The organism is Bradyrhizobium sp. 25ACV, assembly GCF_054863005.1.
Genome location: NZ_JAVAYO010000018.1, coordinates 19,034 through 32,708, shown reverse-complemented (window position 1 = coordinate 32,708; position 13,675 = coordinate 19,034). Strand labels below are relative to the sequence as shown.

Below are 13,675 nucleotides of genomic sequence, written 5' to 3'. Positions count from 1 at the left end.
AGCTTGATCGTGTATCCCAATGTTTCAGAATGAGAAAAATCCCTGCGAGACAGCCGTCTTTTGAATTTCGAGCGGTTCGCTTCCACTTCGTTGGCGTGGCCATCTCGCAACTGCGGGACTGTCCCGCAGTTCGGCGCCCGGCTAGTATGGTTTTCGAGGTTCCGCAGAAAGCATCGCCGCTGTGAACGAGTTGTCCAAAGCCCCCCGACTGTCCCGCCGCGAATCGGTTAATCCGGCTGCGCGGCGGTTCGATCTGCCCGGTGGGGGATGGATGTGACACAGGATGTTCCTGCGATCGCCGTGCGGCGGTCTGAAGGTTCTGCATCCCGGACGCTGCGCGCGACGCGCTGGATTGCGGTGTTGTGCCTCGCCGCCGGTTCGGGTGCTTGCGTGCTGACCCAGGATCTTCCCGATCCCGCCCTCGACGTTCCCACGCAGTACAAATATGCGGGCAAGGGTGATGCGCCGCCGTCACTGGATTGGTGGCGCGGCTTCCGCTCCGCGGAGCTGACGCAGCTGATGGAGGAGGCGCAGACCGTCAACCTCGACATCGCCGCCGCCGTTGCGCGCATCGTCCAGGCCGACGCCCAGGCGCGGCAGGCGGGTGCGGCGCTGCTGCCGAGCGTCTCGACAGGCGGATCGGAAACCTATTCGCGCACCTCGGGCTCGAGCGCGTCCGGCCTCTCCATCGGCGGCCGCGAGGTCGTCAATTATTCGGCTTCGCTGAGCGCGAGCTATCAGCTCGACTTCTGGGGCCAGAATCGCGATGCGCTGCAATCGGCGGAAGAGACCGCGAACGCCAATCGCTTTGACCGCGACACCGTCGCGCTGACGACGCTGGCGGCCGTTGCCAACGCCTATTTCCAGGTGCTGGCCTCGCAGGATCGTATCAGAACCTCACAGCGCAACATTGCGAGCGCGCAGCGCATCCTCGATGCGGTCAGGGAGCGGCGCAAGGCCGGCACCGGCACCGATCTCGACGTCGCCCAGCAGGAGAGCGTGCTTGCCAACCAGAAGGCCCTGGTGCCGCCGCTGCGCCAGACGCTGGACCAGAACGTCAACGCGCTCGCCGTGCTGGTTTCGCGCCCGCCGGAAAGCGTGCGCGTGCTTGGCGGCTCGCTGGACCGGATCGCGATCCCGCGCGTCACGCCCGGCCTGCCTTCGGAGCTGCTGACGCAGCGGCCCGACATCCGCCGGCAGGAGGCGCAGCTCGCCTCGGCGACGGCGAATATCGGCAATGCCCGTGCTCAGTTCTTTCCGACCATTCAGCTCACCGGCAATGGCGGCTATCAGAGCTCGGCCCTGGTCTCGCTGTTCCAGCCCCATGCGGCCTTTTTCCAGCTCGTCGGCAGCGCCACGCAGCCGATCTTCGACGGCGGCAAGATCCTCGGCAATTTCGAGTTCGCCAAGGCGCGGCAGGACGAAATGCTCCAGACCTACCGCAAGACCATCATCCAGTCTTTCGCGGACGTCGACAACGCACTGTTCTCGATCAAGCAGACCACGATCAAGCTGCAATTGCAGCGCGACGTCGTCGTCGCCTCGCGCCGCGCCTTCGATCTCTCCGAGCAGCAATTGCGCGCCGGCACCGCCGACATCGTGACCGTGCTCAACACTCAACTGACCCTGTTCCAGGCGGAAGACGCGCTGTCACAGGCGCAACTGGCCCGCTTGCTCGCCATCGTCAGCCTGTATCAGGCGCTCGGCGGCGGCTGGGAGCCGCGAATGGAGAAACCGGTCAATGCTCTTTAAGCCGGATACCAAGCAGGACGCGAAGGAGGGGACGGCGAAGAAGTCGCGCGGCCGCGGTTTCGTCATGACCCTGATCACGCTCGCGATCCTTGGCGGCCTCGGCTATCTCGGCTGGAACGCGATGCACCAGAAGCCGGCTGCCGACCGCAACGCGCGGCCGGACCTGCCGGTGCCCGTGCTGGCGGCGACGCCCCGCGTTCAGGACGTTCCGGTCTATCTCGACGGCGTCGGCGCGATCCGCGCGCTCAACACCGTGACCGTGCGCTCGCAGGTCGACGGCAAGCTGATTGCCGTGAATTTTACGGAAGGGCAGGACGTCAAGAAGGGCGACGTGCTCGGCGAGATCGATCCTGCGCTCTATCAGGCCACCTACGACCAGGCGGTCGCCAAGAAGGCGCAGGACCAGGCCCAGCTCGCCAACCAGCGCATCGACCTGACACGGTACGAGCAGCTCGCTGCCTCCAACGCCGGCTCCAAGCAGCAGGCCGACACCCAGCGCGCGCTGGTCGCGCAGACCGAGGCGCTGGTCAAGGCCGATCAGGCCGCGATCGACAACGCGGCGGCGACGCTGAGCTACACCAAGATCGTGGCGCCGCTCTCGGGGCGAGCCGGCCTGCGCCAGGTCGATCAGGGCAACATCATCCATGCCGCCGACACCACCGGCCTCGTGGTGATCACGCAATTGCAGCCGATCGCGGTGTGGTTCAGCCTGCCGCAGCAACAGATCATGCGCGTCAACGCCGCGGCGTCGAAGGGTTCGCTGGCGGTCGACGTGTTCGGCAATGACGGCGTCACCGTGATCGATACCGGCAAGCTCACCGGCATCGACAACCAGGTCGACCAGACCACCGGCACGCTCAAGCTCAAGGCGGAGTTTCCCAACGCCAATTACCAGCTCTGGCCGGGCCAGTTCGTCAATGTCCGTCTCAAGGTCGAGACGCTGACGCAGGCACTGGTGGTGCCGACCTCGGCCGTGCAGCGCGGCCCGATCGGGACGTTCAGCTATGTCATCGGCGAGGACAATATCGTCTCGGCCAAGCCCGTGACGGTGACCCAGCAGAACGAGCATGACGCCGTGATCGCCAGCGGCCTGTCAGCCACCGACCGGGTCGTCACCACGGGCTTTGCCAATCTGTCCGACGGCTCCAAGGTGACCATCGGCCGCGACGACCAGACCCCGTCGGCCGATCTCGCCCCGCGCAAGCGCTCGCGGGGGCCCGACGCCCAGAAGAAGGATGGTGCCAAGGAAGGGCAGAAGGAGCACCAGAAGGACGGACAGGGTAAGGACGGCGAGTTCCGCGCCAAGCGCAAGAGCAGCGAAGGCGACCAGAAGGGGCAGACCGGGCCGGCTCCGGGGCCGGGGGCATCGGGAAGTGGAGCCAAGCAGCCATGATCCCGACAACAGCCGCTTGAAGCGGCAGGCAGATCCCATGGGTGTCTCCGAACCCTTCATCCGCCGTCCCATCGCGACCTCGCTGCTCGGCATCGCGCTGCTGATCGGCGGGCTGCTGGGCTATTTCGCGCTGCCGGTCTCGGCGCTGCCGCAGGTCGATTTCCCGACCGTGCAGGTGACCACGCAGCTTCCGGGCGCGAGCCCCGACGTGATCGCCTCGCTGATCACGGCGCCCTTGGAGCGGCAACTCGGCCAGATCCCGTCGCTGTCCGCGATGAACTCGACGAGCTCGTTCGGCGTCAGCCAGATCTCGTTGCAGTTCGATCTCAACCGCGACATCGACGGCGCGACCCAGGACGTGCAGGCTGCGATCAACGCCGCGGCGGGCGTGCTGCCCAAGACGCTGCCGTATCCGCCGACCTACGCCAAGGTGAACCCGGCGGACGCGCCGGTGATGACGCTGGCGCTGCGTTCCGACACGATCTCGCTGCGGGCGATGAGCGACATTGCCGACACGCTTCTGGCGCAACGGCTGAGCCAGATTTCCGGCGTCGGGCGCGTTTCGGTGCTCGGCGGGCTGAAGCCCGCCGTGCGCATCCAGGCCGATCTGGCGCGGCTTGCCGCCTATGGCATCGCCATGGAAGATCTGCGCACCGCAATCGCCAATGCCAACGTCTCCGGGCCGAAAGGCTCGCTCGACGGTGCGCAGCAATCTTACATCATCGCGGCCAACGACCAGATCGCCGCCGCTGACGCCTACAAACCCGTCATCATCGCCTACCGCAACGGCTCGCCGGTCACCATCGCCGACGTCGCGCAGATCGTCGATGGCCTCGAGAACGATCGCACCGGCGGCTGGTACCAGGGCACGCCCGCCGTCATCATCGACATCCAGCGCCAGCCCGGTGCCAACGTCATCGACGTCGTCAGCCAGATCCGCGCCGAAATCCCCAAGGTGCAGCGCGCGATCCCGGCAGGCGTGAACCTCACCATCGTCTCCGACCGCACCGTGACCATCCGCGCCTCGGTCCACGACGTACAGTTCACGCTGGTCCTCAGCGTCGTGCTGGTGACGCTGGTGGTGCTGCTGTTCCTGCGCTCGCTGCGGGCCACCCTGATCGCAGGCGTGGCGCTGCCGCTGTCGCTGATCACCAGCTTCGGCATCATGTATTTCGCCGGCTTCAGCCTCGACAATCTGTCGCTGATGGCGCTGACGATCGGCACCGGCTTCGTCGTCGACGACGCCATCGTCATGATCGAGAACATCGTCCGCCACATGGAGAACGGCGACGGGCCGATGGAGGCCTCGCTGAAGGGCGCCAGCGAGATCGGCTTCACCGTGATCTCGCTGACGGTGTCGCTGATCGCGGTGTTCATCCCGCTGCTGTTCATGTCCGGCCTCGTCGGGCGCATGTTCCGCGAATTCGCGCTGACCTTGACGATCGCGGTGGTGACCTCGGCCGTGGTCTCGCTGACGCTGACGCCGATGATGTGCTCACGCCTGCTCAAGCACGCCCATGAGGAGCTGGCGGTGCCGGGGCTGGCCGCCATCAGCCGCTTCATCGACCGCACCGTCGAGGCCTATCATCGGACGCTGCTGTGGGTGCTGGAGCGCCAGCGCGCCACGCTGGTCGTGACCTTCGCCACGCTGATTGCGACCCTCGTCCTCTACGTCGTTGCGCCAAAAGGCTTCCTGCCGCTGCAGGACACCGCCTCGATCACGGCCGTGACGGAGGCCGGGCCCGACGTGTCGTTCGCGGAGATGCAGAAGCGGCAGGGCGAGGTCGCCGACACCATCAAGGCGGACCCTGACGTGATCGGCGTGGTCTCGGTGATCGGCGCAGGCTCGGTCAATCCGACCACCAATGTCGGCCGGCTCGTCATGACCTTGAAGCCGCGCGGCGAGCGGCGGGATGATGTCAGCGTGGTCGTGACCCGGCTGAAGCAGCGGGTGGCGGGCATTCCCGGCATGACCGTCTATTTCCAGCCGGTGCAGGACGTGCAGATCTCGACCCAGTCGAGCCGCTCGCAATACCAGTACACGCTGACTGGTACCGATGCGGCGCTGGTATCGGAATGGGCGCGCAAGCTGGTTACGGAGATGCGTCGCGATCCCTTGTTCCGCGACGTCTCCTCGGAGGCGCAGGAAGGCGGCCTGCGGGCGCAACTCGACGTCGATCGCACCCGCGCGGGCCAGCTCGGCGTCAGCCTGCAAGGCATCACCGATACGCTGAACGACGCCTTCGCGCAGCGCCAGATCTCGACCATCTACGGCCAGGCCAACCAGTACCGCGTGGTGCTGGAGGCGCTGCCGATGTACCAGCGCGATCCCTCGATCTTGTCAAAACTCTATCTGCCGGGCGCTGCGAGTTCCACCGTCGGCGCGCCCAACGCCCAGGTGCCGCTGTCGGCCGTGGCGACGCTGAAGCGCACCACGGCGCCGCTCGCGATCTCGCACCAAGCGCAATTCCCGTCTGTGTCGCTCAGCTTCAATCTCGCGCCGGGCGCCGCACTCGGCGATGCCGTCGACGCCGTGAAAGCGATCGAGACCCGGATCGAAATGCCCAACAGCATCGTCGGCGTCTATGCCGGCGATGCCGCCGAATTCGCCAAGGCGCTGGCGGGACAACCCTGGCTGCTGCTCGCGGCCGTGATCACGATCTACATCGTGCTCGGCGTGCTCTATGAGAGCTACATCCACCCGATCACGATCCTGTCGACGCTGCCCTCGGCCGGCGTCGGGGCGATCCTGGCGCTGGTGTTGTGCGGGCAGGACCTCTCGGTGATCGGCCTGATCGGCATCATCCTGTTGATGGGCATCGTCAAGAAGAACGCGATCATGATGATCGACTTCGCGCTCGAGGCCGAGCGCGGGCAGGGCATGTCGCCGAACGAGGCGATCGTGCAGGCCTGCCTGTTGCGCTTCCGTCCCATCATGATGACGACGCTCGCGGCGCTGTTCGGCGCCTTGCCGCTGGCGATCGAGAGCGGCACCGGCGCCGAGCTGCGCTTCCCGCTCGGCATCTCCATCATCGGCGGCTTGCTGCTCAGCCAATTGCTGACGCTCTACACCACGCCCGTGATCTATCTCGCGCTCGACCGCATCAACCGCCGCCTCGAGCAGGCGCTGCCGCCGGCCGAATCCGGCGGCCCGCCGGTGGCCGGCGCAACCGAGGGGATGCAGTGATGGCATCGATCTCGGAGCCCTTCATCCGCCGCCCGGTTGCCACCACGCTGCTGTCGATCGGGTTGTTCCTGCTGGGTGTGGTCGCCTACGATTTCCTTCCCGTCGCCTCGGTCCCGAACGTCGACTTCCCCGCCATCTTCGTCTCGGCCAGCCGACCCGGCGCCGACCCGTCGGTGATGGCGGCCACGGTGGCTTCACCACTGGAGCGGCGGCTCGGCGAGATATCGGGCATCAACCAGATCACCTCGACCTCGACGCTCGGCAATACCAGCATCCAGCTCCAGTTCGACATCGGCCGCAACATCGACAAGGCCGCGCGCGACGTGCAGGCGGCGATCAACGCCGCGATGGTCGATCTGCCGAGCGACCTGCCGACGCTGCCGCGCTTCCGCAAGGCCAACACCGCTGGCGCGCCCGTCTTCGTGCTGGCGCTGACCTCGAAGACGCTATCCGCCAGCGCGATTTACGACGTCGCCGACACGGTGCTGGCGCAGCGCATCTCGCAGGTGCCTGGAGTCGGCGACGTCACGGTGTCAGGCGCCGACCAGCCGGCCGTGCGGGTCCAGCTCAACCCCGTCGCGCTGTCGAACGCCGGCATCGCCACCGACGACGTCAGGACCGCGATCGTCAATGCCAACCCGCTCGGCCCCGTCGGCATCTTCAACGGCGAGCGCCAGAGCGAGACGCTGGCACTCAACAAGCAGATGCGCACGGCGAAAGAGTTCCGCGACATCGTCATCAAGAGCGCCAACGGCAATTTCGTGCGGCTGTCCGACGTCGCCGACATCGAGGATTCCGTCCGCAACGCCCGCTCGATCGCCTGGTTCAACAAGCAGCCCGCGGTGCTGATCCAGATCACCAAGCAAGGCGATGCCAACGTCATCGATACCGTCGATAGGGTGAAGGCGCTGGTCCCCCAGCTGAAGCAGTGGATTCCGGCCGGTGTCGAGATCTCCACCCTGGTCGACCGCACCGGCACCATCCGCGCCAGCGTGCTCGACATGCAGTGGACATTGCTGGCGACCGCGGTCCTGGTGATGGTCGTGGTGTTCGTGTTCCTGCGCAGGCTGACGCCGACGATCGCGGCCGGCATCTCGGTGCCGCTGGCGCTGGCCGGAACCTGCGCCGGCATGTGGGTCGCGGGCTTCTCGATCGATAATCTGTCGCTGATGGCGCTCGCGATCTCCGTCGGCTTCGTGGTCGACGACGCCATCGTCATGATTGAGAACATGTACCGCAATCTCGAGCACGGCATGCGGCCGTTCCGGGCGGCGCAGGAGGGCGCGAAGCAGATCGGCTTCACCGTGGTCTCGATCAGCCTGTCGCTGATCGCGGCGTTCACGCCGCTGATCTTCATGGACGGAATCGTCGGCCGCCTGCTGCGCGAGTTCTCGCTGACGCTGACCTTCGCCATCCTGGTCTCGACGCTGGTGTCGCTCACGGTCACGCCGATGATCTGCGCCCATTACATCCGGCAGACCCCGTCCGGCACGGCGACGCTGTTCGATCGGGTGATCGAGGGCTCGCTGTCGCGCATCGTCGCCTTCTACGCCCGAACCTTGCGCACCGTGCTGGACTATCCGCTGGCGACGCTGCTGGTGTTCTTCGCCACCATCGGCCTCACCGTGACGCTCTACATCAAGGTCCCCAAGGGCTATTTTCCGACCGACGATTCCGGCTTCGTGATCGGCGCGACGCGCGCCTCGGCCGACATCTCGTTCCAGTCGATGCTCGGTCTCCAGCAGCGGCTCGCCGACATCGTGATGCAGGATCCGGCCGTGGCCGGCATCGGCTCGACCGTCGGCGCCGGCGGCGGGCCTGGGGGAGCGACCTCTAACCGCGGCGTCATGTATATCAGCCTGAAGCCGCCGGAGGAGCGCGACCACGTCTCGACGCAGGTCGTGATCGACCGTCTGAGGCGAGCGCTGTACCCCGTGCCGGGAATCCGCCTCTTCATGTTCGCCGCCCAGGACGTCCGTGCCGGCGGGCGGCAGAGCGATTCCGACTTCCAGTACACGCTGACCAGCACCGACCTCGGCCTGTTGCAGAAATGGGCGCCGATCGTGGCGAAGCGCATGGAGAGCGTCGAGGGCATCACCGACATCTCCAGCGACCGCGATCCCGGCGGACTTCAGTTGACCCTGAATATCGATCGCCAAAAGGCCTCGGCACTCGGCGTCAAGGTTCAGGACATCGACAACGGGCTGAACAACGCTTTTTCGCAGCGGCAGATCTCGATCATCTACACCCAGCGCAACCAGTACATGACCGTGCTGGAGATCGATCCGAAATTCCAGGTCGATCCCTCCAACCTCGAGCGCATCTACGTTGCCGGAGCGGGCGACGCGCAGGTGCCGCTGTCGGCCGTGGTGCATGCGACGCGTGGGTTGGCCGCGCTCGCGGTCTATCACTCGCAGTCGTTTCCCTCGACGACGGTCTCGTTCAACCTGCTGCCGGACGTGCAGCTTCAGGCAGCGACCCAGAACATCCAGCGGGCGGTGGAGGAGCTGCACATGCCCGAGGGCATCCGCGGCAGCTTCGACGGCAATGCCGGCGACTTCGCCAAGACCAGCGGCCGCCAGCCGCTCCTGATCCTCGGCGCGCTGGTGGCGATGTATATCGTGCTCGGGGTGCTCTATGAGAGCCTCGCCCACCCGCTCACCATCATCTCGACGCTGCCCTCGGCCGGGTTAGGGGCGCTGCTCGCCTTGCAGCTCACCAACACGCCGCTGACGGTGATTGCCTTCGTCGGCATCATCCTCTTGATCGGCATCGTCAAGAAGAATGGCATCATGATGGTGGATTTCGCACTCGACGCCGAACGCCAGCGCGGCCTGTCCTCGGCGGAGGCGATCTTCGAGGCCTGCCAGGCGCGCTTCCGCCCGATCCTGATGACGACCATGGCGGCACTGTTCGCCGGCATTCCGCTCGTGGTGGCGACCGGCCCCGGCACGGAGCTGCGCCGTCCGCTCGGCATCACCATCATCGGCGGCCTGTTCGTCTCGCAGATCCTGACGCTCTACACCACGCCCGTGATCTACCTCTTGATCGACCGCCTGCGGCGGCGGTCGGAGCCGCGTTCGGTGCCTGCGCCGGCGGAATAGGTTGTTGAAGCGCCGCATCAAGCGTATAGCGGCGCCCATGTCGAACCCGCCAGATACGGCCGCCGCGCCGGCCGATCCGATCCCCGAGTGCCCGCATTGCCAGAAGCCGATGCCGCTGTGCATCTGCGACAGCGTCACGCCGATTGAAAATCGACTGTCCCTCCTGATCCTGCAGCATCCGCAGGAGCAGGACAGGGCGCTCGGCACCGCGCGCCTGCTTGCCGGGCATTTTGCCGATGCCACGGTGCGGGTCGGCCTGTCCTGGCCGAGCCTGTCCAAGGCGCTGGGACAGCCGGTGGAGAATGCCGCGCGTTGGGCCGTGCTCTATCTCGGCTCGGCCCGCGCCGCCGATCTCGAGGCGGAAGCCGAGATCGTCGCGCTCAACCGCAAGGGCGAGGTCGCGGAGAACCAGCGCGGGATCCTCGGCAAGCTCGAAGGCGTCGTGCTGCTCGACGGCACCTGGAGCCAGGCCAAGGCGCTGTGGTGGCGCAATCCCTGGATGCTGAAATGCCAGCGCGTCATTCTCAACCCGGCGCACCCCTCGCGCTATGGCCGTCTGCGCAAGGAGCCGCGCAAGGATGGGCTCTCCACCATCGAGGCCGCGGCGACGATTCTCGCCGGGCTCGAGCGGCGTCCTGACATCGCCGAGACGCTGAATGCGAGCTTTGAACGCCTGTTAATACGCTACCGCGAGGTCCAGGCCGAGATGCCGGAATTGGCGCCCAAGCCTGCCCCGAAGGGCCGGCGCGACTTTCGGCGGCGCAAACGAGCCTGACTTCGGCCCACATCATCTGTACGGTCGATTGCACCGCGTGGGCTGGGCGTCTAGAGACGATCAGCCGAAACCGGTCGCGATCTGCTCTCCTGTTGCGGCATTGGAGATCGAGAACCTGAGGGGCAGTCGTATTCAGCTCGCAGCGAAGGAAATCCTGGCACAGGCGGCGCGGCCCGATCGTTGGGGCACGCTCGCGCTGATGGACATTTCGCTGCGCTACCGCCGGACCGTGATCGGCCCGCTCTGGATCACGCTGACGCTGGCCGCGACGATCGCAAGTGTCGGCACGGTCTATGCGGCCCTGTTCAAGCAGGACATCGCCACCTTCCTGCCGTCCTTCGCGGTCGGCCTGATCGTCTGGACCCTGATCGCCGCGACGCTCCAGGAGGGCTCCAACATCTTCGTGGCGTCCGGCCATCTCATCAAGGCGGTGCCGGCGCCGCTGATCGTTCATGTCCTCCAGATGATCGCGCGCAACGTCCTCATCTTCGCGCATCATTTGGTGATCGTCGTGCTGCTCTACCTCGTGATGCCCTGGCCGCTGCACTGGACCATGCTGCTCGCGGTGCCCGGCTTTGCGATCCTGTTCCTCGCGCTGCTCGGCGGCTCGGTCGCACTCGGCATGCTCTGCGCGCGGTTTCGCGACATCGGTTCGGCGATCGTCAGCGGCCTGCAATTCGTCTTCTTTCTCACGCCGATCATCTGGACCGAGGACAGCGCGCGCGGCACCGCGTTTCACTGGCTGACGCGGGTCAATCCGTTCGCGACGCTGCTCGATCTGGTGCGCCGGCCGCTGTTGTCGCAGCCGACCGATGCGGAGCAATGGCTGCTAGGGGCCCTCTATGCGATCATCGTGGCCGTCATCGGCCTCGGTTGCTACGCAAAATACCGCCATCGCGTGGCGTATTGGCTGTGATGCGCGCATGACCAGGACGGCCCACATCGTGCTACGCGACGTCTCGGTCACATTTCCGGTGCTGTCGTTTCGCGATCGCTCGCTGCGCAGCCGGTTCGTCGGCGCCGTGACGCTGCGCCGGAAGGCGGCGGTCTCGCACCTCATCACGGCGTTGAACGAGGTCAGCCTCGATATCCGCGCCGGCGACCGCCTCGCCATCATCGGTGCCAATGGTGCCGGCAAGACCACGCTGCTGCGGGTTCTCGCCGGCATCTATCATCCGACGGCGGGCAGCATCGACGTACGCGGCCGCTGCCTGTCGCTGTTCGATCTGCAGGCCGGCTTCGACGAGGAAGCGACCGGTTACGAGAACATCATGCGGCGGGGGCTCGTGATCGGCGCGCGGCGGGCCGAGATCGACGCGCGGCGGGCGGAGATTGCCGAGTTCACCGAGCTCGGCGACCGGCTCGACCTGCCGCTACGCACCTATTCCAGCGGCATGATGCTGCGCCTGATCTTTGCGGTCGCAACCGCGGTCGAGGGCGAGATCGTGCTGCTCGACGAATGGATCGGCGTCGGCGACCAGCAATTCCGCAAGAAGGCGCGGCAGCGATTGGATGAGATCGTCGCCCGCGCCGGCATCCTGGTGCTCGCCTCGCATGACATCGAGCTGATCCAGAGCACCTGCAACCGGGCGATCCTGCTGGAGCAGGGGAAGATCATCGCGGCCGGCGCAACCGATACGATTCTCGCGCAATATCTGGCGGGGTCCGGCGGGAAGAAGGCGTAGCGGTTCGAAGGTCCCGCTGACGGGGCGGCCTCCAGCCAAAATCGGACGAAGGCGGTTGCCTAAACCCTTCATCCCCTATATTGCTCCGGCCTTACGGGGCCACGTGGCGGAGTGGTTACGCAACGGTCTGCAAAACCGTGTACACCAGTTCAATTCTGGTCGTGGCCTCCATCATATCCCTCTGATCTCCCAGCACAATTCGATCTCGCCGCCGGCTTCGCTGATGCTGCGCGCAACGTTCTGCCGACGTGAGAGGCCGATCGATCACCGGGTTTGTCCGGAGCTCGCTGGAACCCCCGATTCACGCCCGTTGGCATAGACTTCGCATCGGCGAAGCGATGCGACCGACATCCACGAGCGCTGGAGCACCCGTGGGCGACATCGTCCGATTTGTCCCGAAATCCGAGCTGGAGCGGGCCCGCCTCATTCGCAAGGCTCGCGCGATCTATGACAGCATCTTTCCATCGGCCGCACCCGACCGGGTGCCGCAGGATGGCGAGGAACGCATCAAGACCTGATCGGCGCAGCAGGGCTTCACCTACGGCGAAGCGCCCGCGAGGCGGGCGCTACGGCTCACGATGAAAGCAGCTTCAGCAGGCCGCGTACCAGCCGTCGGGGAACGGCAGGAGGGGCCAGGCGCCCTCATTGTCATTGGCGGCTTTGGGCGTCGCGTGAAAACTCCACGAGCGGGGCACGAATTCCTCCTCCGGCGCGGGAGCAAAGTCTTCAATGACCATGGCGTCCCGGACGGCATCCAGCAACAAGTTGAATTCGGCTTCGCTTCTCATCGCACCCTCGCAGAACGCGGACGGCGCAATGTCGCAAAGCCGGTTTGTTACCCGGTTGAGCGGATCGTTCGCATTTTAACGATCCGGCGATCGGGTCCCGATTGGTTAGCGGTTTGTAAAAAATCCCCTGGGAAACCCTAGGTTCCTCCGCTGCGCCGGCAGTGTGAAAGAGATCACATCCTCGGCGGTTTATTTCCCTTAACCCCCTTCGCCTAGTGGCCCAATGCAGGCCGGAGAGCGGGCAGGGCGAACGGGAGACTGGTCATGAAGGCGAGGTTCTTGCGGTTTGCGGGTGTAAAGAGCCGGGCGCGCCGCGCCTCCACGGTCGGGTTGTTCCTGACGCTGTTTGCATCCGCCGCCCACGCGCAGGGGACAGCCGAACAGCGCCGGGCCTGCACGCCCGATGTCTACCGGCTCTGCGCCGGCGAAATCCCCAACGTCCGCGCCATCACGGCGTGCCTGCGGCGCAACCGCTCGAGCCTGAGCGAAGCCTGCCGCAGCGTGTTCGATCAGGCCGGCAGCTAAGGACCTGTGGATGTGTGCGCAGCAAGTGGCTCGCGTCGGCTGACGAATTCGCGATACCGGCCCTGTGGATATGCTGCGGACAGGCTGTGGACCAACGGGTGCTCCGTAGCCCGGGTGAGCGCAGCGACTCGTCCGCCGCTTGCTTCGTCGCAAGGGCTCCTCGTAATGACGACGTGGAGAGAGACCGGCGCCTCAACCCCAGCCTCGTGCCCCGGACGCCGCGCAGCACGAAGTGATGCGCTGCAGAGCCGGGGCCCATGCGACGGCAAGTCGCGCGGCTAGCTGGGTCCTCGGCTCTGCGCAGCAGCGTGAGAACGCTGCTGCGCGTCCGGGACACCAAGGCTGAGCAAGTGGGTGACTGGGCTTGCCGAACGCTCCCAGCATTTCGTCTCAAATTGCAACCCGCGCGTGCAAGAAGTCTTGATCGGGTGTGATCTAGGGGTGAACGCCCGGTTTGAACGCGCGT

9 protein-coding genes, 1 tRNA gene and 1 pseudogene are annotated in these 13,675 nt (G+C 66.0%); 10 read left to right on the top strand and 1 reads right to left on the bottom strand.

Translation table 11 applies throughout. The annotated features are described in order from the left end of the window. Positions 1-267 precede the first annotated feature (267 nt). The 9 genes and pseudogenes from RAD04_RS31800 (at position 268) to RAD04_RS31760 (ending at position 12,414) form a co-directional block, all read left to right on the top strand. Positions 268-1,752 (top strand): efflux transporter outer membrane subunit, encoded by a 1,485-nt coding sequence (locus tag RAD04_RS31800; RefSeq protein WP_461626952.1) that lies wholly within the window; start codon positions 268-270, stop codon positions 1,750-1,752. Next, positions 1,742-3,145 (top strand): efflux RND transporter periplasmic adaptor subunit, encoded by a 1,404-nt coding sequence (locus tag RAD04_RS31795; RefSeq protein WP_461626951.1) that lies wholly within the window; start codon positions 1,742-1,744, stop codon positions 3,143-3,145. Before RAD04_RS31800 ends, RAD04_RS31795 begins: the two co-directional genes overlap by 11 nt. Positions 3,146-3,182: 37 nt before the next feature. Continuing rightward, positions 3,183-6,332 (top strand): efflux RND transporter permease subunit, encoded by a 3,150-nt coding sequence (locus tag RAD04_RS31790; RefSeq protein ID WP_461626950.1) that lies wholly within the window; start codon positions 3,183-3,185, stop codon positions 6,330-6,332. Continuing rightward, positions 6,332-9,436, top strand: a complete 3,105-nt coding sequence (locus RAD04_RS31785) for an efflux RND transporter permease subunit (protein ID WP_461626949.1) — start codon at positions 6,332-6,334, stop codon at positions 9,434-9,436. The genes RAD04_RS31790 and RAD04_RS31785 overlap by 1 nt, the downstream gene beginning before the upstream one ends. A 37-nt stretch (positions 9,437-9,473) precedes the next feature. Then, positions 9,474-10,211: a tRNA-uridine aminocarboxypropyltransferase gene (locus RAD04_RS31780; protein WP_461626948.1), complete on the top strand. Its 738-nt coding sequence runs from the start codon at positions 9,474-9,476 to the stop codon at positions 10,209-10,211. A 37-nt stretch (positions 10,212-10,248) separates the two neighbouring features. Then, on the top strand, positions 10,249-11,127 hold the full coding sequence (locus RAD04_RS31775) for an ABC transporter permease (protein ID WP_461626947.1): 879 nt from the start codon (positions 10,249-10,251) through the stop codon (positions 11,125-11,127). Positions 11,128-11,290: 163 nt separating this feature from the next. After that, positions 11,291-11,896: pseudogene (locus RAD04_RS31770) on the top strand (ABC transporter ATP-binding protein); the annotation flags it as partial. A 97-nt stretch (positions 11,897-11,993) separates the two neighbouring features. Then, positions 11,994-12,067: transfer RNA gene (locus RAD04_RS31765), tRNA-Cys, on the top strand. Between the two features lie 200 nt (positions 12,068-12,267). Then, positions 12,268-12,414, top strand: coding sequence for a hypothetical protein (locus RAD04_RS31760; protein ID WP_461626946.1), 147 nt, complete (start codon positions 12,268-12,270; stop codon positions 12,412-12,414). A 72-nt stretch (positions 12,415-12,486) separates the two neighbouring features. On the opposite strand, the gene RAD04_RS31755 is transcribed toward RAD04_RS31760, so the two are convergent. Next, positions 12,487-12,684, bottom strand: coding sequence for a hypothetical protein (locus tag RAD04_RS31755; protein ID WP_018320410.1), 198 nt, complete (start codon positions 12,682-12,684; stop codon positions 12,487-12,489). A 264-nt stretch (positions 12,685-12,948) separates the two neighbouring features. Here RAD04_RS31755 and RAD04_RS31750 point away from each other — a divergent pair, with 264 nt between their 5' ends. Then, positions 12,949-13,209, top strand: a complete 261-nt coding sequence (locus RAD04_RS31750; protein ID WP_461626945.1) for a hypothetical protein — start codon at positions 12,949-12,951, stop codon at positions 13,207-13,209. The last annotated feature ends 466 nt before the right edge of the window (positions 13,210-13,675 follow it).